Annotated in this window: 20 protein-coding genes and 4 pseudogenes; 10 read left to right on the forward strand and 14 right to left on the reverse strand. The window is 73.8% G+C overall.

Features of this window, described 5'->3' with window-relative positions; genetic code table 11:
* Positions 1-27: 27 nt before the first annotated feature.
* The gene (locus KPF47_RS10175) at positions 28-1056 is read right to left on the reverse strand and encodes a LacI family DNA-binding transcriptional regulator (protein WP_224388383.1); all 1029 of its coding nucleotides are present in this window, start codon (positions 1054-1056) and stop codon (positions 28-30) included.
* A gap of 122 nt (positions 1057-1178) precedes the next feature.
* Between KPF47_RS10175 and KPF47_RS10180 the strand changes: the two genes are divergently transcribed.
* Positions 1179-1448, forward strand: coding sequence for a hypothetical protein (locus KPF47_RS10180; RefSeq protein ID WP_224388385.1), 270 nt, complete (start codon positions 1179-1181; stop codon positions 1446-1448).
* A 7-nt stretch (positions 1449-1455) separates the two neighbouring features.
* Here KPF47_RS10180 and KPF47_RS10185 read toward each other — a convergent pair whose 3' ends face one another.
* Positions 1456-2640: an alcohol dehydrogenase catalytic domain-containing protein gene (locus tag KPF47_RS10185; RefSeq protein WP_224388387.1), complete on the reverse strand. Its 1185-nt coding sequence runs from the start codon at positions 2638-2640 to the stop codon at positions 1456-1458.
* A gap of 112 nt (positions 2641-2752) precedes the next feature.
* Positions 2753-3343 carry a DUF4383 domain-containing protein gene (locus KPF47_RS10190; protein WP_224388389.1) on the reverse strand — a complete coding sequence of 197 codons (591 nt, stop codon included), beginning with the start codon at positions 3341-3343 and terminating at the stop codon, positions 2753-2755.
* A 161-nt stretch (positions 3344-3504) separates the two neighbouring features.
* Here KPF47_RS10190 and KPF47_RS10195 point away from each other — a divergent pair, with 161 nt between their 5' ends.
* The 4 genes from KPF47_RS10195 to KPF47_RS10210 are packed head-to-tail and all read left to right on the forward strand — an operon-like array spanning position 3505 to position 8325.
* Positions 3505-5154, forward strand: coding sequence for an NAD(P)/FAD-dependent oxidoreductase (locus KPF47_RS10195; RefSeq protein ID WP_224388391.1), 1650 nt, complete (start codon positions 3505-3507; stop codon positions 5152-5154).
* Positions 5151-6200, forward strand: coding sequence for an acyl-CoA dehydrogenase (locus KPF47_RS10200; protein ID WP_224388393.1), 1050 nt, complete (start codon positions 5151-5153; stop codon positions 6198-6200). The genes KPF47_RS10195 and KPF47_RS10200 overlap by 4 nt, the downstream gene beginning before the upstream one ends.
* Positions 6200-7486 (forward strand): bifunctional PIG-L family deacetylase/class I SAM-dependent methyltransferase, encoded by a 1287-nt coding sequence (locus tag KPF47_RS10205; RefSeq protein WP_224388395.1) that lies wholly within the window; start codon positions 6200-6202, stop codon positions 7484-7486. Before KPF47_RS10200 ends, KPF47_RS10205 begins: the two co-directional genes overlap by 1 nt.
* 26 nt (positions 7487-7512) lie before the next feature.
* The gene (locus tag KPF47_RS10210) at positions 7513-8325 is read left to right on the forward strand and encodes a glycosyltransferase family 2 protein (protein ID WP_224388397.1); all 813 of its coding nucleotides are present in this window, start codon (positions 7513-7515) and stop codon (positions 8323-8325) included.
* Positions 8326-8401: 76 nt separating this feature from the next.
* Here the strand turns inward: KPF47_RS10210 and KPF47_RS10215 are convergent, their stop codons facing one another.
* The 7 genes and pseudogenes from KPF47_RS10215 to KPF47_RS10245 form a co-directional block, all read right to left on the reverse strand.
* Positions 8402-8896, reverse strand: coding sequence for a bifunctional nuclease family protein (locus KPF47_RS10215; RefSeq protein ID WP_224388399.1), 495 nt, complete (start codon positions 8894-8896; stop codon positions 8402-8404).
* A gap of 91 nt (positions 8897-8987) precedes the next feature.
* On the reverse strand, positions 8988-9755 hold the full coding sequence (locus KPF47_RS10220; RefSeq protein ID WP_224388401.1) for a class I SAM-dependent methyltransferase: 768 nt from the start codon (positions 9753-9755) through the stop codon (positions 8988-8990).
* 9 nt (positions 9756-9764) lie between these two features.
* A complete protein-coding gene (locus tag KPF47_RS10225; RefSeq protein ID WP_224388403.1) occupies positions 9765-10763 on the reverse strand; it encodes a methylenetetrahydrofolate reductase in 999 nt (332 codons plus the stop codon).
* A 10-nt stretch (positions 10764-10773) separates the two neighbouring features.
* Positions 10774-11475: pseudogene (locus KPF47_RS10230) on the reverse strand (IS481 family transposase); the annotation flags it as partial.
* A 66-nt stretch (positions 11476-11541) separates the two neighbouring features.
* Positions 11542-12345 carry an IS21-like element helper ATPase IstB gene (istB, locus tag KPF47_RS10235; RefSeq protein ID WP_224388405.1) on the reverse strand — a complete coding sequence of 268 codons (804 nt, stop codon included), beginning with the start codon at positions 12343-12345 and terminating at the stop codon, positions 11542-11544.
* A pseudogene (locus KPF47_RS10240) lies at positions 12342-13388 on the reverse strand (IS21 family transposase); the annotation flags it as partial. The gene istB and the pseudogene KPF47_RS10240, both read right to left, overlap by 4 nt.
* A gap of 279 nt (positions 13389-13667) precedes the next feature.
* Positions 13668-13922, reverse strand: a pseudogene (locus KPF47_RS10245) (helix-turn-helix domain-containing protein); the annotation flags it as partial.
* Positions 13923-14023: 101 nt separating this feature from the next.
* Here KPF47_RS10245 and KPF47_RS10250 point away from each other — a divergent pair.
* Positions 14024-14224, forward strand: a pseudogene (locus KPF47_RS10250) (transposase); the annotation flags it as partial.
* On the opposite strand, the gene KPF47_RS10255 reads toward KPF47_RS10250, so the two are convergent.
* Together KPF47_RS10255 and KPF47_RS10260 are read right to left on the reverse strand one after the other, a co-directional pair.
* Positions 14225-15067, reverse strand: coding sequence for an IS5 family transposase (locus KPF47_RS10255; RefSeq protein ID WP_224388407.1), 843 nt, complete (start codon positions 15065-15067; stop codon positions 14225-14227). It abuts the pseudogene before it with no gap.
* A 56-nt stretch (positions 15068-15123) separates the two neighbouring features.
* Positions 15124-15966 carry an IS5 family transposase gene (locus KPF47_RS10260; RefSeq protein ID WP_224386276.1) on the reverse strand — a complete coding sequence of 281 codons (843 nt, stop codon included), beginning with the start codon at positions 15964-15966 and terminating at the stop codon, positions 15124-15126.
* A gap of 309 nt (positions 15967-16275) precedes the next feature.
* On the opposite strand from KPF47_RS10260, the gene KPF47_RS10265 reads away from it, so the two are divergent.
* Positions 16276-17499, forward strand: coding sequence for an IS701 family transposase (locus KPF47_RS10265; protein WP_374108788.1), 1224 nt, complete (start codon positions 16276-16278; stop codon positions 17497-17499).
* Between the two features lie 125 nt (positions 17500-17624).
* Here the strand turns inward: KPF47_RS10265 and KPF47_RS10270 are convergent, their stop codons facing one another.
* Complete coding sequence (locus KPF47_RS10270; protein ID WP_255658826.1) at positions 17625-18689, reverse strand: IS630 family transposase; 1065 nt, start codon at positions 18687-18689, stop codon at positions 17625-17627.
* Positions 18690-18862: 173 nt separating this feature from the next.
* On the opposite strand from KPF47_RS10270, the gene KPF47_RS10275 reads away from it, so the two are divergent.
* From KPF47_RS10275 to KPF47_RS10285, 3 genes are all read left to right on the forward strand, one after another.
* Positions 18863-19522 (forward strand): HAD family hydrolase, encoded by a 660-nt coding sequence (locus tag KPF47_RS10275; RefSeq protein ID WP_224388409.1) that lies wholly within the window; start codon positions 18863-18865, stop codon positions 19520-19522.
* Positions 19523-19673: 151 nt separating this feature from the next.
* Complete coding sequence (locus KPF47_RS10280) at positions 19674-20669, forward strand: amidohydrolase family protein (RefSeq protein ID WP_224388411.1); 996 nt, start codon at positions 19674-19676, stop codon at positions 20667-20669.
* Between the two features lie 396 nt (positions 20670-21065).
* Complete coding sequence (locus KPF47_RS10285) at positions 21066-23111, forward strand: DEAD/DEAH box helicase (protein WP_224388413.1); 2046 nt, start codon at positions 21066-21068, stop codon at positions 23109-23111.
* Between the two features lie 51 nt (positions 23112-23162).
* On the opposite strand, the gene KPF47_RS10290 is transcribed toward KPF47_RS10285, so the two are convergent.
* On the reverse strand, positions 23163-25079 hold the full coding sequence (locus KPF47_RS10290) for an alpha/beta fold hydrolase (RefSeq protein ID WP_224388415.1): 1917 nt from the start codon (positions 25077-25079) through the stop codon (positions 23163-23165).
* Between the last annotated feature and the right edge of the window lie 132 nt (positions 25080-25211).

Here is a 25211-nt window from a genome sequence, read left to right on the forward strand (position 1 = left end):
ACACCGGTCGACCGGGACGGTGCCGGGTCAGGCCGCGGGCGGGGGCGCCGTCGACCCGCGCACCACCAGCTCGGGGTCCAGGACGATCTCACGTGGTTGCGGCTCCTCGCCGCGCAGCCGGGCCACGCTGCGCCCGACCGCGAGCCGGGCCAGTTCCACCGGGTCCTGGCGCAGTGTGGTCAGCCCCTGCTCGGGCAGCCGGGCCAGGGAGCTGTCGTCCCAACCGGTGACCGACACGTCGCCGGGGACCCGGATCCCGTGCGCACCGAGCGCCTCGGCGAGCCCGGCGGCGACGTCGTCGTTGAACCCGACCACCGCGGTCGGGAGCGTCGGCAGGCGCAGCAGCTCGCGGGCGGCGCGCACCCCGGCCTCCAGGCTGTCCCCGCCCGGTACGACGATCCCTCCGGCGGCCAGGCCCCGCCGGCGCAGCGCGGCGCGGAACGCCGTCCGGCGGGCCGTGCCGATCGGACCGGGACCACCGTCCACGTGCGCCACGCGGCGGTGGCCCAGCCCGCCCAGGTGCTCGACGAGCAGCCGCAACCCGGCCGTGTCGGAGGTCCGGACCACGTCGACACCCGGGTCGGGCACCCGCCACCCGACGACGGTGACCGGCAGCCGCCCGGCCGGCACCGGGACCCCGCCGAGCCCGGAGCCGAGCAGGATGACGGCCTCGCAGCGCAGGTCGAGCAGCGTCTCGACGGCGGCACGCTCGTCACGGCGCGGGGTCAGCGCGGACAGGAACAGCTCGTAGCCGTACGCCGCGGCGGCGTCATAGAGGCCGTCGAGGAGCTCGGTGTGGAAGCGGCCCGACATCCCCAGCACCACCCCGAGCTGGCGCGAGCTCCCGCTGGCCAGCAGCCGGGCCCGGGTGTCGGGCCGGTAGCCGACCCGCTCGGCCGCGGCGAGCACGCGCTCGCGGGTCTCCGGGCGCGACCCCGGCGCCCCGCGCAGCACGATCGACACCATCGCCCGTGACACCCCGGCCGCGGCCGCGACGTCGTCGAGGGTGGGACGACGACCGGCCCGTCGCGCCGGGCGGCCTGCGGCGTCGGCCACGGTGCGCTCCTGTCCTCCCGGGGGCGGTCACCGTAGCAGTGGAGCGCTCCAACCCGTGCCGTCCGGAGACGGTCCCGGTGGCCCGGACGTGTGAGGACGGCCACCGGAGGTACCCCTCCCCCATGACCTCCTTCCTGGGACGACTGCTGGACCGGCTGCGCGGACGCGGCCCGGCCGAGGACGTCGAGCCCGACCCGCACCTGGCCAACTCCCGCGAGACCGGTGGCCTGCCCCGGCAGGACGGCGACTCGGCGTCCACCACCGGGACCGGCGAGTCGGGCGGGTTCGTGGGCCGGGTCGCCGGCCGCGACGAGGGCTACGCGGGGCGGACCGGGGCCGAGGCGCGTGCGGAGGCGCTCGCCGAGGAACGCGGCGAGGACGACACCCGCTGAGAGGGCGTCAGGGGGTGAACAGCACCTTCACCGCGCCGTCGCTCTTGTCCTGGAACATCGAGTACGCCTGCGCGGCCTCCTCCAGCGGTACCCGGTGGGTGGCGAAGTGGTCGACGCCGAGCGGGTCGTCGTCGCCGAGCAGGGGCAGCAGGTCCGGGACCCAGCGCCACACGTTGGCCTGGCCCATCCGCATCTGGACCTGCTTGTCGAACAGGGTGAGCAGCGGCAGCGGGGTGGCGCTGCCGCCGTAGACCCCCGACAGCGAGATCGTGCCGCCCCGGCGCACCGCGCCGATCGCGAGCTCCAGGGCCGCGGTGCGGTCGGTGCCCGCCGTCTCCATGACCTTGCGGCCCAGCCCGGACGGCATCGCGGCCACGAGCTTCTGGGCGGCGGCCGCGATCGGGGACCCGTGGGCCTCCATGCCGACCGCGTCGATCACGGCGTCGGCGCCACGGCCCCCGGTCATGGACCGGATCGCGCCGAGCACCTCATCGTCGCCGTGGCCCAGGTCCAGCGTGGTCACCCCGCGCGCCCCGACCCGGGCCAGACGCTCGGGCACGACGTCCACGCCGACCACCTGCCGGACCCCCAGGTGCGCGGCGATCCGGGTGCACATGTCGCCGATCGGCCCGAGCCCGAGCACGACCAGCGTCCCGTCGGCGGGCGTCGCGGCGTAGCGGACCGCCTGGTAGGCGGTCGGCAGCACGTCGGACAGGAACAGGAACCGGTCGTCCGGCGGGCCCTCGGGGACCCGGATCGGCAGCGAGTTGCCGAACGGCACCCGCAGGTACTCGGCCTGCCCGCCGGGCACCTGGCCGTAGAGCCGGGTGTAGCCGAACAGGGACGCGCCGGTCCCCTGGTCGCGGTTCTGGGTCGTCTCGCACTGGGACTGCAGGCCGCGCTCGCACATCCAGCAGTGCCCGCAGCTGACGTTGAACGGGATCACGACGCGGTCACCCACCGAGAGCTCGGTCACGGCGGACCCGACCTCGGCCACGACACCCATCGGCTCGTGGCCGAGGACGTCGCCGGGCGTCAGGAACGGGGTGAGCACCTCGTAGAGGTGCAGGTCGGAGCCGCACAGCCCGGAACTGGTGATCTGCACGACCACGTCGTCGGGCTGCTCGAGGACCGGGTCGGGAACGGTGTCCACCCGGACGTCGCGGCGGCCGTGCCAGGTCAGGGCACGCATGGGGTCCTCCTCGGTGTCGCCGGTGGTGTGGGCGCCCGGCTACCCGGTCGCATCCCGGCGAAACCGGCACGGGCGCCGGGGAGGCGGCCGCGGCACCGGCCCGCCGTCCCGCTCACCGCGCCCCGCGGGCGGCGTCGGGCCCGCCGGGCCGGGTGCCGTCCCCGGCCGGCTCGTCGGGGTCCGGGACCCCGGTGCCCGCGTGCGCACTGCGGTCGCTCAGGCCCGTCATCCGCCGGCCCGCCGCCTCCACCCCGCGCTGGAGCCCCGCGTACGGGGCGTCGCTGAACGCGCGACCGAACACCGCGACCGCGCCCAGCACGAGCAGCAGGACCCCCATCAGCACCGAGCCGGTGTTGGTCACGAACGGTCCGGCCGGAACCAGGCGGAGCACGCCGGTCAGGAGCCCGAGCAGGACCTCGGCGACCCCCAGGACCATGAGCACCACCCCGAATCCCCGTGACCAGGGCAGCCGGGTGGCGCACGGCAGCCCGACGACGCCCAGGACGACGTGCACCAGGTCGCGCAGCGGGTCCACCCCGATGCCCAGCAGCTCCCCGCTGGCCGCGGGCAGCCCGGGCAGGCCGCTGTAGCGGAACCCGAGCAGCCCGTAGAGCAGCAGCAGGAACGCGGAGACGACCACCAGCAGCTGGGGCCAGGGGAACACCGCGTGGCCGTGGGAGTGGTGCTGGGACTGGGTCGGCATACTCGTCCTCCGGATCGGGCGCACCGGTCGGTCCGGCGTACCGGCGCGGCTACCCGCGCACCGGCGGGGGATGCCGATCGTGACGGGCATGACGTCCGTGGCCCGGGGTACCGCTGTGCAGGGGCAGGCCCGCGCGGGCCCCGGCACGGGAGGGGGACCGGGTGGCGGAACGGGTCGACGCCGTCGTCGTCGGGGCCGGGCACAACGGGCTGGTCGCGGCGAACCTGCTGGCCGACGCGGGCTGGGAGGTCCTGGTCTGCGAGGCCGCCCCGGCCCCGGGCGGCGCGGTGCGCTCGGCCGAGATCACCGCGCCCGGCTTCGTGAGCGACCTGGCCAGCGCGTTCCACCCGCTGGGAGCCGCGTCACCGGTGCTGCGCGAGCTCGACCTCGGTGCACACGGGCTGGTGTGGCGGCACGCCCCCGCCGTGCTCGCCCATCCCACACCCGACGGCCGGTGCGCGGTCCTGCACCGCCGCCTCGACGACACCGCCGACGCGCTCGACGAGGACCACCCCGGCGACGGCGCCGCCTGGCGCGCGCTCGTCGCGCAGTGGGACCGGATCGGCGACGACGTCCTCGCGGCCGCGCTGCGCCCGTTCCCGCCGGTCCGGCCGGCGTCCCGGCTGCTGCGCACCCTGGGCCCCGGCGACGCGCTGCGGCTGGCCCGGATGCTGCTGGCGCCGGTCACGCGGATGGCCCAGGAGCACTTCGGGGGCCGGGCCGCCCCCCTGCTGCTGGCGGGCAACGCGCTGCACACCGACCTCGGGCCGGACTCCGCCGCGGGTGCCGCCTACGGCTGGCTGCTGGCGATGCTCGGGCAGCGTGTCGGGTTCCCGGTCCCGCAGGGCGGGGCGGGGGCGCTGACCGGTGCGCTCGTCGCCCGGCTCGCGGCGCGGGGCGGGCGGCTCGAGTGCGGACGCCCGGTCCGGACCGTCCTGGTCGGACCGTCCGGCCGGGCCTGCGGCGTCGTCGACGCGGCCGGGCAGCGCGTCCTCGCCCGCCGGGCGGTGCTCGCCGACGTCGACGCGCCCCGGCTGTACCGCGAGCTCGTCGGGGAGGAGCACCTGCCGGCCCGCTTCGTCGCCGACCTCGACCGGTTCGAGTGGGACCACTCCACGGTGAAGCTGGACTGGGCGCTCGACGGACCGGTGCCGTGGACCGCACCGGGCGCCCGGTCGGCGGGGACGGTGCACCTCGGCGCCGACGTCGACGGTCTGCGCCGCTACGCCGCCGACCTCACCGCGGGCCGGCTGCCCGGCGAGCCCTTCCTGCTGTTCGGACAGATGACCACGGCCGACCCCACCCGTTCCCCGCCCGGTACCGAGTCGGCGTGGGCCTACACCCACGTGCCCCGCGGGCTCGGCTGGGGCCGCGACGAGGTCCTGCGCTGGGCCGACCGGATGCAGCAGGTCGTCGAGGACCACGCGCCGGGGTTCGGCTCGCTCGTCCGCGCCCGCGCCGTCGCCGGACCGGCGGACCTGCAGGCCCGCGACGGCAACCTCGTCGACGGGGCCATCACCGCGGGTACCTCCGCGGTGCACCAGCAGCTGGTGTTCCGGCCGGTCCCGGGCCTGGGTCGCGCCGACACCCCGGTACCGGGCCTGTTCCTGGCCGGGGCCTCGGCGCACCCCGGCGGGGCGGTGCACGGCGGGCCCGGCGCCAACGCGGCGCGGGCCGCGCTGGCCGCGGCCGGGGCGACCGGCGCGCTGTACCGCGGCGCGGTCCGGTCGGCCCACCGGCGGCTGTACGGCCCGGCGCCGCGCCCCGGTCGGGTTTGGACCCGCCGGGACCGGAGATACGGAGGTCCGTGACCCTCGACCACCGATCCGGTGTCCCCGCCACCGACCGCCGGGACGGGCTCCCCGGGACCGCCGTCCTGGACCCGGTGCCCGCGCCCGCGGGCCCCGCCGAGCCGTTCCCGGCCGCGCCCGGGGCGACGGTCGCCGCCGCCGTCGCCGCCGGTGAGCTGGACCTGCCGCTGCCCGGTTCCGGGGCGACCGCGACGCGGTGGGCGCGGCTGGCCCGCATCGCCCGGCGCGACCTGCCGGTCGCCCGGCTCGCCGAGGGACACGCCGACGCCGTGGCGATCCTCGCCGACCACCACCGCGCCCCCGTCGAGGGCGCCACCTACGGGGTGTGGGCGTCGCGGTCCGGCGGCGGCGCACGCTACGACACCGGCCCCGACGGGCCACGCCTGACCGGCACCGTGCGGTTCTGCTCGGGCACCCACCTGCTGGACCGGGCACTCGTCGTCGCCGGGGCGCGGGACGGCACCCGGCTCGTGGACCTGGACCTGGCCGCGCCGCAGGTGGAGCGGGTGACCGCCTGGCACGCGGCCGGGATGGCCGCGAGCGACACCCACGACGTCGTCCTGCACGACGTGCCGGTGCCTGCCGGGACCGTCGTCGGTGGCCCGGACGCCTACACCGCACGCCCCGGGTTCGCCCACGGCGGCGCCGGGGTGGCCGCGGTGTGGCTGGGTGCCGCCGCCGCGATCGTCGACCACGTGGCGGTGCCCCTGCGCACGACCGGACCCGACCCGCACCGGCTCGCCGCGCTGGGGGCGGTGCACACGGCCGTCGCCGCCGCCGACGCCCTGCTCGTCGTCACCGCCGCCCGGATCGACGCCGATCCCACGAACGCCCACCACGACGCGGTGGCCACCGTGCGGGCCGCGGTGGAGCGGGCGTGCCGCACCGTCCTCGACGCCGCCCCGGAGATCGCCGGGGTGGCCGTGCTGGCCGGCTCGGCGCTGCTCAGCGCGCGCCTCGCGGACCTGCAGATCTACCTGCGCCAGCACCACGGCGGCCGCGACCTCGCCGACCTCGGGCGCGCCGTGCTCGCCGCGGGGACCTGATGGAGCCGGTGCAGACCGCGGACGTCTGGGAGGACGCGACCGCGGCGCTCTCCCCGCGCGAGCTCGACCCGGCGGCGTTCGGCCGCCTGGTCGTGGTGTGCGCCCACCCCGACGACGAGACGCTCGGCGCGGCCGGGCTCCTGCGCGGTGTCGTCGCCGCGGGCGGCACCGTCGAGATCGTCCTGGCCAGCGACGGGGAGGCCGCCCTGCCCGAGGTCGGCTCGATCGACCGCCGCGAGCTGGCCCGCACCCGCCGCGCCGAGCTCGACGCGGCGCTGGCCGAGCTGGGCGTGCCCGCGACGGTGCACCGGCTCGGGCTGCCCGACTCGGGGTTGACCGAGGACCGGCTCGTCGATCCGCTGACCGAGCTGCTCGCCGGAGCCGACGCCTGGGCGAGCCCGTGGCGCGGCGATCCGCACCCCGACCACGCCGCGGTGGGCCGGGCCTGCCCGGAGGCCGCGCCGGTGACCGCCCACGGCTTCGGGTTCCCCATCTGGGCACGCACCCGGATCGCGCCGACCGACCCCGGCGTGCCGTGGGACCGCGCCCACCGGCTGGCGCTGTCGCCGGGCGACCGCGAGGCCAAGCGCCGCGCGATCGCCGCGCACGCGTCCCAGTCCGCGGTCCCGCCCGGGGGGACCCGGGCGGTGCTCTCGGAGGCGACGCTCGCGCACTTCCACGGCCGCCAGGAGGTGTACTTCCGGGAGCCGCCGCCGGCGGGGGCGCCACCGGAGCTGTTCGCCGCCCTCTACCGCGACGGCGCCGACCCGTGGGACGTGCGCACCTCGTTCTACGAACGGCGCAAGCGCGACGTGCTGCTGGCCTGCCTGCCCCGGGAGCGCTACGTGCTGGCCGCCGAGCCTGCCTGCGGGCTCGGCGAGCTGACCCGCGGGCTGGCGTCCCGCTGCGACCGGGTGGTGGCCTCCGACGTCGTCGCCGAGGCCGTCGCCGCCACCGTCGACGCCCTGGCCGGGACGCCGGGGGTCGAGGTCGTGGCGGCCGACGTCGACGACTCCCGGGCGGTGCCCGCCGGCGCCGACCTGGTGGTGCTCGCCGAGTTCCTCTACTACCTGCCCGCCGACCGGGTGGGCGCCGTGCTCGACCGCATCGCGGACGCGCTGGTGCCGGGCGGTGACCTGGTGCTGGTGCACTGGCGGCAGTGGCCCGCCGAGGCACCCGCCGACGCCGCGGCCGTGCACGCGCGGGTGCTGGCCGACGACCGCTTCGGCACCCTCGTCGAGCACACCGACGAGCAGTTCCTCCTGCACGTGGTCCGGCGCCGGTGATCCGGCCCCCGGCCCCGGGAGCCCCGGTGTCCGCCGCCGGCGTGCTCGTGCCCGCCCACGACGAGGCGGGCACCGTCGCCGCGTGCGTCCGCTCGGTGCTCACCGCCCTGGACCAGGCGTCCGGTCTCACCGCGCGGGCGCTGTGCGTGGTCGCCGACCGCTGCTCCGACGGCACCGCCGCACTCGCCAGGGCCGCCGCTGCGGCCCACCCGGCGGCGGACCGGGTCCGGGTGACGGTGCTGGAGCCCACCGCAGGGGTGGCGCCGCTGCCCGGCTGCCGCCGGGCGTCCCGGCGCGACGGGGTCGCCGGGCCGGTCACGATCGGTGCGGTCCGCGAGCTCGCCGCCCGTACCCTGTCCGCGGTGCTGGCCGCCGAGGGCGCCGACCCGGCCACGACCTGGCTGCTCGGGACCGACGCGGACGGCACCGTCGTGCCCGGCTGGGTCGCCGCGCACCTGGCCCTCGCCGCGGACGGCGCCGACGCCGTCGCCGGCGGGGTGGTGCTCGACGTACCCGGGCTGCCACGCCCGCCCGGCGAGCCGGTGCCGCCCGAGCACCCGGTGTACGGGGCCAACCTGGGCGTGCGGGCCGACGCGTGGGCCGCGGTCGGCGGGTTCCCCCCGCTGGCCTGCGGGGAGGACCACGGCCTCGTCGCCCGGCTCCGGGCCGCCGGCTACCGGGTCGTCGCCGGCGCGCCCGGTACGGTCCGCACCAGCGCCCGCACCCACGGCCGGGCCCGGGGAGGGCTGGCCGACCTGCTGCGCGACGCCCGGCCGGCGGGCCCGCCGCGGGCCGGGCAGGGCGTCGGGACCGGCGGGGCGGGCATGCCGGTCGCGTGAGCACCGCGCACGTCGGTGGCCGTGTCCTCGGCGTGGTGCACGACGGCGGGGCCGGAGGCACGACGGCAGGGTCGGGTCAGTCCCGTTCCTCGAAGTCGTCGGGCACCGCGGAGTCCAGGAAACGACGGAACGCGTCGAGTTCGGCGGACCGGCCACCGTCGTCGTGCACGGTGACCGCGGCCGGGTCCACCCCGGCCACCGTCAGCACCGCGTCGGCCACCTCGATGTCCGCGCCGAGCAGCAGCGCGAGGACGATCGCGTCGCTGGTCCGGGAGTCGACCCGGGTGCCGTCGTCGAGGTCGAGCTCCGCGTGGAAGACCCGGTCGCGCAGCGTGTGCACCCGGACCCGGACCAAGCGACGGCCCGCGGCCTCCAGCACGGCGCCGATCAGGCGGTGCGTACCGGGGCGGGCGCCCGCGACGCCCTCCAGCGCGGCGGCCGCGGCCAGGGCCTCGGGCTCACCCACCGCGACCACGACGATCCGGCCTGCGCCCGCGGTCTCCTGCAGCAGCACGACCCGGTCGCCCGTGCCGGCGTCGACGCCGACCCCCGTCACCCGCACCTGTGCCATCCGAACGCTCCTCGTCCTCGGCGCCGTGCCGGCGGGTACCCGCCACCGGCGTCCCCACACCGGGCGGCGCCTGCTGCCCGGCCGGCGGGGCTCAGCGGGACACGGCGTGCAGCAGCAGCCCCCGCACGGTGCCGTCGGCGATCAGCCGCCCGATCCGCTCGGACTGCTCGCGGGCCGCGGCGTGGCGGGGGTCGTGCCCGTGGTCACGGTCCAGGACCGCCTCCACCCGTGCCGTCCCGTCCTGCCACTCCTGCGGCGACGGGGGGAAGGAGGTCAGCGCCGCCTCGTCGGTGAGCGCGAACCCGGCGTCGTGCAGCAGGGTGCGCAGCCCCGCCGCCGAGGGGAACCGGTTGCCCTGCGGGGACCCGGCCGGGCGTTCGGTGTCGGCGAGGAACACCAGCAGCCCGAGCGACCCGCCCGGGCGCAGCACCCGGTGCAGCTCGGCCAGCACCGCGGCCTTGTCCTCGACCGTGCAGAGCACGCCCAGGCACCAGCAGACCGGCACCGACCCGTCGGCGAGCGGTACGGCGTCCCCGGCCCCGACCAGCGTCGGCAGCCCGAACAGCGCGGCCGCCGTCCGGCAGGCCCCCGGCATCGGGTCGACGACGACGGGGTCCGCCCCGGCCCGCCGCCGGGCCCATGCCGCGGGGCCGCCGGTACCTCCCCCGACGTCGGCGAGCCGGATGCCCGGTCCGAGCCCGCAGGACTCCACCAGCCAGTCCAGCCCGGCCGGGCTGGCGCTGCCGCGGCAGGCGGCCGGGAGGGCGTGGTCGGGGCCCAGCTCGGCGACCGCGCCGCGGGTCCACTCGGCGACGGTGTCGAACTCCAGTGCCATCCGCTGCGGGACGAGGTCGGCCATGGGCCGCGCCTACCCGGCCGACGCCACCCCACGCCGGATCCGCCTGCCGATCTCGGCCTTGATCTCCGCCGCGGCGTCGTCGCCGGCGGACGTGCCGCGCCCGGACAGGTTGACCCCGTCCACCCCGTCGACCGCGAGCAGCTCCAGCGCCTCGGCGGTCGCCGCGGCGATCCCGGCCTCCACCGGGTCCGGGGCGCCCAGCACCGCCTCGACGGCGGCGGCGTCCAGGCCCAGCCCGGGGAAGGCCGCCAGGGTGCGCGCGCCCTGCTCGTCGGTGAACACCGCCACCCCGGCGACGACGGGCAGGCTCGCCCCGTACGCCCGCGCGGCGGCGGTGAACCGCGCGACCCGCCGCGGGGACGCCGCGTGGTTGAGCACCGCGGCCCCGGCGCCGGCGCGCTGCTTCTGGGCGAGCCGCGCCGGGCGCAGCGCCACCGGTGCGGCGTCCGGTGCCTCCGGGACGACGGCGGCCATCCCGGCGGCGGCGGCCAGCGCCGCGAGCCGGGTGCCGTCGAGGTCGAACACCTGGGTGACGTCGGGACGCACCCCGGGCCCGCGGGCGTCGCCGGTCACGCAGAACACGGCGTCCGCGCCCGCGGCGGCGAGCCCGGCGACGTCCTGTTCCAGCACGACCCGGTTGCGGTCCCGGCAGGTCAGCGTCACCCACGGGCGGGCACCGGCCTCCCGCACGAGCGCCGCGAGCATGGTCGGCGGGAAGTCGGGGGCGTCGTGGTGCTGGCCGACCAGCACCGCGTCGCAGCCGGCAGCGGTGGTCGCGACGATCCGGCGCAGCGCGACCGGGTCGTAGGGCGGGCTGGTCAGGTCGGTGAGCACGACCGGGCCGTCGCCGTCGAACGCCGACGGCCGCACCGGTCGGACGGCAGGCCCCGTCCACGGCACCAGGGGCGCGGCGGCGAACGGGCACGGGCCGGTGCCGAGCTCGCAGCCGTGGTCGGGACGGACCCCACCGCACGGGCCGAACTGCATCCGCTTGGGACAGGCGTGCACCCGGCCGACCCTAGGTGTGATGTCCAGGCAGGTTGGTCAGGCGGTTGATCGGCGGTAGGCCGTTGGTTGCGCTGTGGGGCCGGTGGTGATTGTAGAAGTGCAGCCAGCCGGGGAGCGCGTCTCGACGAGCGGTTTCGCAGGGGTGGAAGCGGGCGTAGGCCCACCCGTCGGCGAGGGTGCGGTGGAAACGTTCGATCTTGCCGTTGGTCTGAGGCCGGTAGGGCCGGGTTCGTTTGTGGGTGATGCCCAGTTCGCTGCAGGTGTCACGCCAGGCGTGTGAGCGGTAGCAGCTGCCGTTGTCGGACAGGACCCGTTCGACGGTCACGCCGCGGGCGTTGAGCCAGTCCACGGCTCGTCGGAGCACACCGGTGGCGGTGTCGGCTTTCTCGTCGCTGTGGATCTCGGCGTAGGCGACGCGGGAGTGGTCGTCGATGACGGTGTGGACGAACGCTCTGCCGGTGCGCGGCTTGTAGTCGGTTCCCTTGGGCAGTCCGGGAGTGGACCGCTTGTTCAGGGCGCCTTGTCGGCGTCCGACGTAGCGGTGTCCGCCTCCGTCGGGGATGTTGCCGAACTTGGTGACGTCGACGTGGATCAGCGAACCGGGGTAGGGGTGTTCGTAGCGGCGTAGGGGCTCGCCGGTGACCCGGTCGATGTGGGAGAGCCTGTTGATCCGGCAGCGGCGCAGGACCGCGTGCACGGTCGAGGCGGCGAGAGTGTCAACGGATCCTGAAGATTGACCCCCCTGGGGATCGGCAAGTTTGACCCCTCGGTTGGTCTGTCAGTCCCGGTCGGCGCGGTTCTGTTTGGCCAGCAGCTCGCGGCGCTGGCGGGTCCGGTAGGAGTCTCCGGTCAAGGTCAGAACCTCGGCGTGGTGAACCAGACGGTCGATCATGGCTGCGGCGACGACATCGTCGGAGAAGGTCTCGCCCCAGCGTCCGAAGGGCAGGTTCGAGGTGACCATCACAGAGCCCTGCTCGTAGCGGGAGGCAATGAGCTGGAAGAACAGGTTCGCCGCGTCCTGGTCGAAGGGGATGTAGCCGACCTCGTCGATGATGATCAGCTTGTAGCGGCGGATCTTCTTCAGCTCGGCCTCCAGCCGTCCGGCCTGGTGGGCGTCGGTGAGGCGGGTGATCCAGTTGTTCGCGGTGTCGAAGAGCACCGAGTAGCCGGCGTGGGCGGCTTTGACCCCGAGCCCGATCGCGAGATGGGTCTTCCCGAGCCCGGGTGGGCCGAGCAGGATCACGTTCTCAGCCTTGGCCACGAACGTCCCGGTCGCCAAGTGCGCCAGCACATCTCGACGCAGCGAGGGCAGGTGGTCGAGGTTGAAATCCTCGAGAGTCTTCACGGCTGGGAAATGCGCGGTCCGGATCCGCATCGTGGTGCCGGCGGACTCGCGTTCGGCGACCTGGCGTTGCAGGACCGCAGCCAGATACTCCTCGTGCGACCAGGTCTCGTCGCGGGCCTGCTCAGCGAGCTCAGCCCAGCAGCGCCCGATCGTCGGGGTCTTCAGCACCCGGGTCAGGTAGGCCAGCATCGAGGGCAACCCCTCGCTCGGCGCAGTCCCGGTCGTGGTGGCGGTCATGGGTTGCTCGCTTCCGCTGCGGGCGCGGCCGTGGGGTCGGCCGGGCTGGTGGGGGTGAAGTCGACGCCGAACAGGGCGTCGTAGTCGGGCAGGGCCCGGATCGCGACGGCGTGGCCATCGTTGTGGCGGCGCGTCCCGGACTGCTGGGACCGCTGCTGGGCGCGGCGTTGTTCAGCCAGTGCGTGGCGCATGTCGGCGGCGGTGGCGACGTGGGCCGGGTCGGTGATCACCAGGTGGCGGCCCCAGCTGCGGTCGTGGCTGGCGACTCGCTCGTTGCCGCAGAACACCTCGACCGCAGTGGGTGATGCGGCGACCTCGACGAAGCGGCCGATCATCCGCGGATCGACGGAGTAGTCGTTGGCGTCGACGCGCACGTAGTAGTCACGGGCCAGCCGGATCCGGTGGGTCAGACCGACCTGTGGAGCCACCGGCGGCAGGACGATCATCGCCTGGCGGTCGACCTCGAGCAGGTCCACCGGCCGGCCATGGATGGCGCGGACGGTGCGCGTGTTCGCCCTGGTCACCAGCCACTCGGCGAGCTGGTCGTTGAAGTCGGCTGGGGAGGCGAACTCGCGTCCGGGCAGGAACGAGGTCTCGAAGAACCCGTTGTTGCGCTCCACCATGCCCTTGAACTCGGGGTCCTTCGGCGGAGCCAACCGGATCCTCGTGGCCAGAGTTCCGGCGAACCCGGCGGCCGGGGCCGAGACCTTCCCGGTGCCGCCGATCGCCGATTCCCGGTCCCAGACCAGCGTCTTCGGGACACGGCCCAGGGCAGCGATCAGCTGCCACATCCCGGACAGGATGTCACCGCCCTGGCGCGACGGGATCATCGTCGCCGACAGAAACCGGGAGAACGCCAAGGTCAGCACCAGCACCGGCAGGATCCGCGCCTGCCTTGCCGCGACCGGGATCAGGGTCTCGGGGAACCACAGGTCGCACTGGGCGATCTCGCCCGGCTCGTAGACGGTCCGGTCCGACGGATCGATCCCGACGTACTCGGGCCGGATCCGGGCCAACAGCTTCTTCAGCGGCCCCTCGGAGTAAGAGGTCATTTCAGAACGAGGTCGACGTGTCTGTTGTAGACGACAAGCGGCTATCTGACCTGCCGTTTGATCTGTCGTCGAGGGGTCAATGGAAACTCGACAAGTCGTTCTGAAACGACCTCTAAGAGCGCCCGGCAAATGAGGTCGTGGGGGTGTCGTTGCAGGTAGAGGCACGGACTCTCCAGGCGACCATCAGGACATCAGCAATCCCATGATCACTTGCAGGTCCGTGTCTCTACCAACACCGACACACGGCCACCTCTACTGCCGGACGCTCTAAGGCCAGCCGATCTTCTGCGCGATCACCGGCCCCGGCATCCTCGGCCACTGCACCAGCAGCGCCCGTACCTGCGGCTCGTAGGCATCAGCGACCGAGCCCCGCGACACGCGCTCGTACTTCGGTGGCCCCTCCGAGCGCAGCGCCGCCCGCACCGTGTTCCGGGCTACCCCGAGCCGGCGGGCGATTTCCTTGATCGGGACACCCTCGGCCCGATGCAGACGACGGATCTCCGCCCAGTCCTCCACGTTCAGCACCTCCCCAGCGTTGGGAGGGGTCACGATTCCCGGAACGCCAGGGGGTCAGATTTCAGGATCCGTCGACAGACCAGCAGGGACACCGGAAACGACGCGGCACACGCGGCGGCCGACCACCGGCGTTCGACCGGGTCGACTACCGCGGCCGCAACGTCGTCGAACGCGGGTTCTGCGAGGTCAAGCAGTGGCGCGGCCTCGCGACCCGCTACGACAAACTCGCCCTGACCTACCGCGGCGGAGTTGCACTGAAGGCCATCGTCACCTGGTTGCGCACTTTAGAGGTCGCGCGGATTGGTTGGTGATCATGGACGTCGTGCAGGTCGGGCGTTCCAGCGGTGTGTGGTCCAGGCCTGCCGAATCAAGCTACGGAGTGTGACGATCGTGTCGGCGAGGTCGAGGAACGCGTCGACGACGATTTCTCGTCGTTCGTAGCAGCGCTGCAGCCGGTTGAAGCTGTTGTGCCAAGCGTTGGTCCGCTCGACGTGCCAGCGGCGGGTGGCCTGGATCGGCGCTTTCTCACCCTTGTGCGCGATCTCGCCGTGCAGGCCTCGTTCGGCCAGCGTGTCGCGGGTCTTGCCGGAGTCATAGCCGGCGTCGAGGTGCACGGTGATGTCGTCGGGCAGCGGGCCGAGAGCATCGAGGCGGTCGAGGGTGGGGCCCAGTAGCGGGGAGTCGTGCCGGTTGGCTCCGGCCAGGACTCGGCCCAGCGGGATGCCGTATCCCTCGACGAGCACCGAACGTTTCATACCCTGTTTGCGCCGGTCCACCGGCGACGGACCGGCGACCTCGCCGCCGCCGGGGGCCTTGGTGATGGCGCCATCGACGGCGATGTCGTGCAGCAGCAGACCGACGATGCGGTCGTAGGCGTCCAGGACGATCCGACGCAGCTGGGCGAAGACCCCGAGCCTGATCCACTCGTCACGACGATCGCGGATGGTGGTCGCCGAGCAGGTGCTGTCAGCGATGCCCTCATACGAGCAGCCGAACCGCAGTACCTGCAGGAGCTTGTCGAACACGATCCGATCCGCGATCCGGCGGCGATGGCAGCCCAGCGGATGGGTGGGATCGAACTCGTCTCGATGAGGCAGCAGCGCGGTGAACTGGTCCCACAACGGCTCGGTCAGCCATGATGGCAGGGTGGGCACGCGGCCTCCAGACGATCACGAAGCGTAGATAAGAGGTCGCGCGGATTGGTTGGTGATCATGGACGTCGTGCAGGTCGGGCGTTCCAGCGGTGTGTGGTCCAGGCCTGCCGAATCAAGCTACGGAGTGTGACGATCGTGTCGGCGAGGTCGAAGAACGCGTCGACGACGATTTCTCGTCGTTCGTAGCAGCGCTGCAGCCGGTTGAAGCTGTTGTGCCAAGCGTTGGTCCGCTCGACGTGCCAGCGGCGGGTGGCCTGGATCGGCGCTTTCTCACCCTTGTGCGCGATCTCGCCGTGCAGGCCTCGTTCGGCCAGCGTGTCGCGGGTCTTGCCGGAGTCATAGCCGGCGTCGAGGTGCACGGTGATGTCGTCGGGCAGCGGGCCGAGAGCATCGAGGCGGTCGAGGGTGGGGCCCAGTAGCGGGGAGTCGTGCCGGTTGGCTCCGGCCAGGACTCGGCCCAGCGGGATGCCGTATCCCTCGACGAGCACCGAACGTTTCATACCCTGTTTGCGCCGGTCCACCGGCGACGGACCGGCGACCTCGCCGCCGCCGGGGGCCTTGGTGATGGCGCCATCGACGGCGATGTCGTGCAGCAGCAGACCGACGATGCGGTCGTAGGCGTCCAGGACGATCCGACGCAGCTGGGCGAAGACCCCGAGCCTGATCCACTCGTCACGACGATCGCGGATGGTGGTCGCCGAGCAGGTGCTGTCAGCGATGCCCTCATACGAGCAGCCGAACCGCAGTACCTGCAGGAGCTTGTCGAACACGATCCGATCCGCGATCCGGCGGCGATGGCAGCCCAGCGGATGGGTGGGATCGAACTCGTCTCGATGAGGCAGCAGCGCGGTGAACTGGTCCCACAACGGCTCGGTCAGCCATGATGGCAGGGTGGGCACGCGGCCTCCAGACGATCACGAAGCGTAGATAACTTCATGATCGGCAGGCCCGTACCCGCCCTCGCCCCCAGACACTCGACCGCGGCCAAGCTGTGACCAATCCGCGCGACCTCTTAGAGGTCATTTCAGAACGAGGTCGACGTGTCTGTTGTAGACGACAAGCGGCTATCTGACCTGCCGTTTGATCTGTCGTCGAGGGGTCAATGGAAACTCGACAAGTCGTTCTGAAACGACCTCTTAGGAGACACGCCCTAGCACTCCAGCCGCAGTTTGTGATGTTGATGTGCGCTAAGCTTCGATCTTGTGCAGGTGGAGGAGGATCTCGAGGCGTGGGCCGGTGGCCTGGATGGGCTGTTCGGGCTGGTGGCGGGCCGGTTCTTCCGGACGGAACCGCGGCGTCGGGCGCGGGCGTATGTGCGGGGGTTGTTGGCGCCGTTGGCGGGGAAGAACGGGTGGACGCTGGCCGAGGTCGCCGGTGACACGACTCCGGATGGGATGCAGCGGCTGCTCAACTCCGCGACCTGGGATGTCGACGGTGTCCGTGATGACCTGCGGGATTACGTCGTCGAGCACCTCGGCGAGTCCGGTGGGGTGCTGATCGTCGATGAGACCGGGTTCCTGAAGAAGGGGACGAAGTCGGCGGGGGTGCAGCGCCAGTACTCGGGCACTGCCGGGCGGGTGGAGAACTGCCAGCTCGGAGTCTTCTGTGCCTATGCCACGAGCAAGGGCCGGACGTTGATCGACCGCGAGCTCTACCTGCCCAAGTCCTGGACCGGTGATCGGGAACGCTGCCGAGCCGCGGCGGTGCCTGAGGAGATCGAGTTCGCCACCAAGGCCACGCTGGCCAAGGAAATGCTCGGCCGTGCCCTCGATGCCGGGGTTCCCGCAGGATGGGTGACCGCGGACGAGGCATACGGGCAGGACTACAAGTTCCGCACCTGGTGCGAGCAGCGCCGGATCGGCTACGTCGTCGCGGTTCCGCGCAGCCAGTCCGTCCCGTTGTCCCTGGACGCCGACATCTGTCAGATCAGCGGCTCACGACGGGCCGACGACCTGGTCGCCCGCGCTCCCGGACGGGCGTGGAAGCGCCGCTCAGCCGGTCCGGGTGTGAAGGGAGAACGCTTCTACGACTGGGCCGTGGCCTCGCTGTATCCGCCCGAGAACGCCCCGGCCGGATGGGGCCGATGGCTACTGGTCCGACGTCAGATCCTCACCGACACACAGCTCTCCGCCGGCGAGGAGCCCGATCTGGCCTACTACCTGTGCGCCGGCCCGCCCGGCACCACCGACGACGATCTCATCCGCGTCGCCGGCCCGCGGTGGGCGATCGAGGAGTGCTTCCAGACCGCGAAGAACGAGGTCGGGCTCGACCACTATCAAGTGCGGCGTTACGACGCCTGGTACCGCCACGTCACCCTGGCTATTCTCGCCCACGCCTACCTCTCGGTCACCGCGGCGATCGCCCCAAAAGACCTGATCACGGGCTCATCCCGCTCACCCTCGCCGAGATCCGACGTCTCCTGGCACCTCTGATCCACATTCCCACCCAGGCGCCGTGCTGGGCCTGGTCGACCTGGCGACGTCGCCACCAACACCGAGCCCGCGAAAGCCACTATCGACGACGAAGACAGCTCAGCTAACGAAGTGCGGCTGGAGTACTAGTGTCGCGTAAACGATGTTCTTTGACCGGGTCGGCAGTGGTTGAGTAGGTGGTCTGCGGGTTTGGTCCAGATGAACGGGTGGCAGCGTTCGTTCCAGCCGTCGATGAACCGGCCGATCGCGCCGATCAGTTCTCTGACGCTGCCGAAGCTGCCACGGCGAATGGCCTGGCGGGTGATGACCCCGAAAAAGACCTCGACCATGTTCAGCCACGATCCCGAGGTCGGGGTGAAGTGCAGGGTGATCCGCGGGTTGCGGGCCAGCCAGGCCTTCACTGCGGGGTGCTTGTGGGTCGCGTAGTTGTCCACCACCAGGTGCAGCTTGCGCCGCGGGTAGGCCTTCGCGACCTGCTTGAGGAACCGCAGGAACTCCTGATGGCGATGCCGCGGCAGGCACGCCTGCTCGACCCGCCCGGTCGCGACCTCTAACGCCGCGAACAGCGTGGTGGTGCCGTGACGGACGTAGTCATGCGTCCGTTTCTCCGGGATACCGGGCATGATCGGCAGGATCGGCGCTGTCCGGTCCAGGGCCTGGACCTGGGATTTCTCGTCGACGCAGAGCACGACGGCCTTGTCCGGCGGGTTCAGATACAACCCGACGATGTCGCGGACCTTGGCTTCGAGCTCGGGATCGGTGGAGAACTTGAACGTCTCGGACTTCCACGGCTGCAGCCCCCACCGCCGCCAAATCTTGCCGATCCACACGTGGGAGATCCCGAGCTCGGCACCGAGCAGCCGTGACGACCAGTGCGTGACTCCGAGCCGCTCAGGCGGCGGTTCCAGCGTGGCGAGCACGACCGCGACCTCGTCGATCACCGGCGGCCGGCCCGCCTTGGGCCGGTCGGCCAGCCCGGCGATCCCCTCAGCGGCGTAACGCTTCTTCCACCCGATCACCGTCGCCTTCGACGCCCCGACCAGTGTGACGATGTCCTTGACCGCCACCCCGTCCGCGGCCAGCAACACGATCCTGCCCCGTCGGGCCAGTCCCGCCGAAACCGACGAGGAACGCAGCCAGGACTCCAGCACCTCGCGGTCGGCGGCCGGAACGTCCACGGTCACAGTCAACGGCACAGCTCATGATCCCGTAAACCAGCCCGTGAGTAAAGTAACCTAGTTACCGCAACACTAGGTGCCCCACCGCGTCCCGGCAGGCCGGTCGGGCCCGCCCGGCACCGCGGCGGGTCGCAGATCACCGGGCGGCCCGGACTGGACCGTCGGCAGCCGGGTACACCGCCCGGATGACGACCCCGGACACCGCGGTGATCGACGTCGACGGCACGCTCGTCGACACGAACTACCACCACACCCTCGCCTGGTCCCGCGCCCTGCGCCGGTTCGACGTCACGGTGCCGCTGTGGCGGCTGCACCGCTCCGTCGGGATGGGCGGTGACCAGCTGGTGCCCGCCGTGGCCGGACAGGAGTTCGAGGACGCCCACGGCGACGACGCCCGCGCCGCCTGGAAGGAGGAGTTCGACCCGCTGCTGGGCGAGGTCGTCGCGTTGCCGCAGGCCGCGGAGCTGCTCACCGACCTGCGCGACGGCTTCGGGATGAAGGTGGTGCTGGCCAGCTCCGGCGACCCGGAGCACGTCGAGGCCTACCTGGACCTGTTCGGCGGACGTGACCTGGCCGACGCCTGCCTGACCCGGGAGGACGCGCGGCGCACCAAGCCCGACCCGGACCTCGTCCGGTCCGCGGTCCGCCGCGTCGCGGGGTCGACCGCGTTCGTCCTCGGCGACTCCGAGTGGGACGTGCGCGCGGCCGCGGCCGCCGGGCACCCCGCCTACGCGGTGCGCACCGGCGGGGCGGGGGTCGACGAGCTGGTCGCGGCCGGCGCCGTGGAGGTGCTCGCCGACCTCGCCGCGGTGCGCCAGGCCGTCCCGCGGATCCTGCGCGGCTGATCCGGAGCCGCTACCGGCCGACCGCGCACGGCGCGGGCCCGGCGCGCCGGTCGGGGCGACGCGCCGGCGGCGGGTCACGGCCGCGGGGTGGCAGCATCGCCCCCGGGCCCGCGGTCGCGCGGCCGATCCGGGACAGCCGCGGGGAGCACCCATGTCGATCATCGCCGTCGAGGAGCACTGGTCCTCCCCCGCGCTGGACGCGGCGCTGGCCGCGCTGCCGCCGGACCGGCGGGACCCGAGCACCGCGCTGAACGGCATCGGTGACCACCTCGCGCAGCTGCACGACCTCGGCGCGGGCCGGATCGCCGCGATGGACGCCCAGGGCGTCGACCTGCAGGTGCTCTCGCTCGCCCCGCCCGCGACGGGCCCGCTGGACCCGGCCGACGCGGTCGCGCTGTGCCGCGAGCTCAACGACACCGCCGCCGCGGCCGTCGCCGAGCACCCGCGGCGCCTGCGCGCGATGGCGACCCTGCCCACCGCGGCGCCGCCGGCGGTCGCGGCCGAGCTGGAACGCGCCGCCGACCGCGGTCTGGTCGGGGCGATGGTCTACGGCCGCAGCGGCGACGTCCTGCTCGACGACCCCCGCCTCGACGACCTGTTCGCCGTCGCCGCGGCCCGCGCGCTGCCGGTGTTCGTGCACCCGCAGGTCCCGCCGCCCGCCGTGCGCGACGCGTCCTACTCCGGGTTCGGCGACACCACCGACCTGGCGCTGGCGACGTTCGGGTGGGGCTGGCACGTCGAGGCCGCCGTCGCGGTGCTGCGCCTGATCGCCCGCGGCACCTTCGACCGGCACCCCGGCCTGACCGTCGTGCTCGGACACTGGGGCGAGCTGCTGCCCTACTGGGCCGACCGCGCGAACGGCGTCGCCCGGGTCGCCGGGCTGGAGCGTTCGGTGTCCGAGTACGTGCGCGAGAACATCGTGCTCACCTGCTCGGGCATGCTCGACCCCGCACACCTGCGGCACGCGCTGGCGGTGACGACGCCCGACCGGCTGCTGTTCTCCACCGACCACCCCTTCCAGCACCCCTCGCGGGCGGAGGTCGCGGGGTTCCTCGACGGGTTCACCGCCGCCGACCGCGACCTGTTCACCGAGGGCACCGCGCGACGGCTGTTCCACATCGAGGGACCGGTCGGGCCGGCCCGCTGACGCGACGGGTGTCGACCGCCACCGGTGTGTCACGCGCCGTGGCGCCCCGGGCGGGGTAGGGTGGACACCGGATCAGATCTGCCGCCCGTCCCGGGCGTTCCACTCCCGGGTCGTACGGCGGGTCCCGGACACCGTCGACGGCCTGTGGCGCTTCCCGCAGCCGGACCGCCGACCTCCGTGACTGCGATCCCCCACCGGCCGGTTCGTGGTGCGGAGGGGCCAGCCCGGCCCCTCGTCACGTCGAGTACGTCCGGTCGCGGCCCACCCGGGACGCGGCCACGGACCGGCGCCGCAGGACGTCGACAGGAGCAGTACGTGGCGCGAGGAGGCAGGCCCCGGACCGGGGCTCGCCAGAGCACCCCCCAGCGACGTCGCCGCCCGCGCGGCAACGACGTGATGTCGGTGCTGACCGGGGCCGCCCGCGAGGTGCGGACGGCCCTGCGGACCGGCCGGGTCACCCCGGCCACCCGCACGAAGTTCCAGACCGTGGCGCTGCTGCTGCGCGACGAACGGGCCCGGGTCCGCGAGCGCCACGACGACGGGAAGCGGGCCGAGACCCTCCAGCGCCTCGACGAGATCGCGAAGGCGCTGGCGATGGACGCGGTCCGCGACGCGGGCCTGCTCGCGCTGCTCGCCGACGACGCCGTCGTCTCCGACTCGGCGCGCGCGCTGAAGCGGGAGCTGCTGCGGTCGGCCGGCATCGAGGTGGACGAGCCCGAGCCCGAACCGGAGCCCGTCGAGGTCCCGCTGGTCCCGGCCAAGCCGCAGGTCGTTCCGCAGTCCGTGGTCGCCCGGCAGATGGCCAACCCGTTCCTCGGCCCCGACTTCTCCGCGGCCCCGCCGAGCGGCCCGCGCCCGACACCGCTGACCGGTTGGGAGCTGCTCGGCCCGCTGCTGCGCTCCTTCGAGCGCGCCGGGGCCGGTGCGCCGGCCTGCATGGAGCTGCCCGAGCCGTCGACCCGGCCGGTCCCGGGCGGGCGGGAGCTCATGGCGCACCAGGCGAAGCTCGTCGCCGCCGCCGAGAACGGGCACCGCACCTTCCTGCTGGCCGACGAGCCCGGCCTGGGCAAGACCGCGCAGGCGCTGCGCGCCGCCGAGGCCGCGAACGCCTACCCGCTGCTGGTCGTCGTGCCGAACGTGGTCAAGACGAACTGGGTGCGTGAGGCGGCGCTGTGGGCGCCGCGCCGCGCGGCGACCGCGATCCAGGGCAACGGCGACTCCGTCGACGGGTTCGCCGACATCGTCGTCGTCAACTACGAGGTGCTCGACCGGCACATCGGCTGGCTGGGCGACTTCGGGTTCCGCGGGATGGTCGTCGACGAGGCGCACTTCATCAAGAACCGGACCTCGCAGCGGTCCCGGCACGTGCTGGAGATCGCGGAGAAGATCCGGGCGTCCGTCCCGCGGCCGCTGCTCATGGCGCTGACCGGGACCCCGCTGATCAACGACGTCGAGGACTTCCTGGCCATCTGGCAGTTCCTCGGCTGGATCGACGCGACCAAGCCCCGCGCCCAGCTGCTCGACGCGCTGACCGCGACCGGGATGACCCCGGCCGACGGGCTGTTCGAGCGCGCCGCCCGCCAGTGCGTGGTCGACATGGGCATCGTGCGCCGCCGCAAGATCGACGTGGCCGCGGACATCCCGGCCCGGCGCATCGCCGACCTGCCCGTCGAGATCGACGGTCCGACCGGCCGGTCCATCCGCGCCGCCGAGCGGGCGCTCGCCCGCCGGATGGTGGCCCGCTACACCGCCGCGCTCGCCGCACGCCGGTCCGGCCCGCCGGTCGAGGGGATCGACCACGGCCTGGTCCGCGACGTCGCGGGCTGGGAGCAGAAGGACGCCGCGGAGGCGGGCTCCGGGGACAACGTGTTCACGATGATGCGCCGCCTCGGCCGCGCCAAGGCCGGTCTGGCCGCGGACTACGCGGTGCAGATCGCGCGCAGTGCGGGCAAGGTCGTGTTCTTCGCCAAGCACGTGGACGTCATGGACGCCGCCGAGCAGACCTTCGCCAAGCAGGGCGTGCGGTACTCCTCGATCCGGGGCGACCAGACACCCTCGGTGCGCCAGCGCAACATCGACGCGTTCGTGAACGACCCGGGCGTCGCGGTCGCGGTGTGCTCGCTCACCGCGGCGGGGGTCGGGCTGAACCTGCAGGTCGCGTCGAACATCGTGCTGGCCGAGCTGTCCTGGACGGCGGCCGAGCAGACCCAGGCGATCGACCGCAGCCACCGGATCGGTCAGTCCGAACCGGTGACCGCGTGGCGGATCCTCGCCGCGCAGACGATCGACGCGCGGATCGCGAACCTGATCGACGCCAAGGCCGGCCTCGCGGCGGCGGCGCTCGACGGCGCCGACGACGTGTCCGGCTCCTCGGCCGACGTGCAGCGCGAAGCGCTGGTCGCGCTGCTCACCGAGGCGCTGGAGGCCGACCTGGCGGCGTGAGCGGCCGGATCGGGTGGCGGGGCGGCAGCCCCGCCACCCGGGCCCACGGGTTCAGGCGTCGCCGCCCAGGTGCTCACCGAAGTGTCGCTCCATCGCCCGGAACAGCCGGATCCGGTTCTCCGGGTTGACGAAGCCGTGGCCCTCGTCGGCGGCCAGCAGGTACTCCACCGGCACCCCGCGCTCGCGCAGCGACGCGACGATGTTGTCCGACTCGGCCTGGACCACCCGGGCGTCGTTGGCGCCCTGGGCGACCAGCAGCGGCGTGCGGATCCGGTCGACCATGGTGATCGGGGAACGGGCGGCGAGGTCGGTCGCCTGCTCCGGCACGTCCGGGTCGCCTGCGTAGCGGTACCAGGCGTTGACCTGGTAGGGCCGCACGAAGGGGGGCAGCGTGCGCATGAAGTTGGCGAGGTCGGAGATGCCCACGTAGTCGACGGCGGCGGCGAAGCGGTCCGGGGTGACGGTCACGCCCACCAGGGCGGCGTAGCCGCCGTAGGAGCCGCCGTAGATGCCGATCCGGTCGGGATCGGCCCAGCCCTGCGCGACCGCCCAGTCGCAGGCGTCGAGCAGGTCGTCGTGCATCGCCCCGGCGAGCTCCCCGATCGCCGCGGTGAGGTGCCGGCGTCCGTAGCCGGTGGAGCCGCGGAAGTTGACCTGCAGCACCGCGTACCCGCGGTTGGCGAGGAACTGCACCTCCGGGTCGTGGCCCCAGGTGTCGTGCGCCCACGGCCCGCCGTGCACGACCAGGACCAGCGGTAGCCGCTCGGCGGCCGGGTCGTGGCGCTCCGCGCCCACGGGCAGCGTCAGGAACCCGTGCAGCGGCAGGCCGTCGCGGGCGGTGAACGAGACGGCCTCCATCGGCGCCAGGTCGGCCGGGTCGAGCTGCGGGTGGGCACGGAACAGCTCCCGGCTCTCCCCCGTGGCGTGGTCGTAGAGCCGGTACACGCCCGGCTCGCGGTCGTGGGTGTAGCCGGCGATCCAGAGCCGCCCGGACTCGTCGGAGGAGACCGACTCCAGCACGCCGTCGGACAGCGCGGACAGCGCCTCGTACACCGGTGCGAAGTCCGGGTCGAGGACCTCCAGGTGCGGCCGGTCCCCCACGTACCGGGCGGCGATCAGCTCGCCGGTGGCGCGGTCGGTGAGCAGCGTCTGCGGTAGGCCGGGTCCGAGCAGTCCCAGCGTGTCCAGACTCGTCCCGTCCACCGCGGACACCACGGTCTCCTCGCCGGTCTCCCGGTCGATCCGCACGAGCCGCAGGTCGTCGGAGTCCTGGTAGAGCCCCAGCAGCAGGCCGGTGCCGTCGGGGGTGACCATCTGCGGGTACACGCCGACCGGGTGCTCCGGACCGCCGACGGTGCGCAGCAGGCGCCGCCCGCCGTCCGGGTCGACCGCGGAGAACTCGTAGTCACCGGCCTCGGTCATCACCGAGTGGAACGCCGGGCGGCCCTCGCGGTCGGTCAGCCAGGTCTCGCGCACCCCGGGCTGGGGCAGTTCGAGCGTGGTCCGCCCGGTCGCGAGATCGACCCGGAACAGGTCGATCGACATCGGGTCCGGGTTCATCGACACGAGCACGGTGCCCGGTCGCTCGTGCGCGGGCTCGACGCCGAACACCCGCGAGCCCGGCGCCATCGGTGTCAGGTCGACGGCCGGCCGGTCGGGGGCGTCGAGGTCGACCCGGAACAGGTGCCAGTCCTCGTTGCCGTCGGTGTCCTGCTCGTAGAGCATCCAGCGCGGGTCGCCGGTCCAGTGGTAGCGGGAGATCCCGCGGCGGGTGTCGTGGGTGACCGGGACGGCCTCGGCGTGGCTCTCGTCGACCCCACGGACCCAGAGGTTGCGCCGCCCGCGGTGCGGCGCCAGGTAGGCCAGGCGCGTCCCGTCCGGCGACAGCGACGGCCCGGCGAACTCCGGGTCGGCGAAGAAGGTCTCCAGCGCGATACGGGCGCGGCTGCGGGTGGGTGCCTGGGTCATCGGTACCTCCTCGGCGAGCCGGGGACCGTCCCCGGTGCAGGGCTCCATGTCACCGTCGGCCGTCGCGGCACGCCCCGGTCCTCGTGACCGGGGTCACGAGGACCGGGGCGTGTCAGGGGCGTGCGTGCGGCA

The organism is Pseudonocardia sp. ICBG1293 (assembly GCF_020131355.1).
Lineage (GTDB): Bacteria > Actinomycetota > Actinomycetes > Mycobacteriales > Pseudonocardiaceae > Pseudonocardia.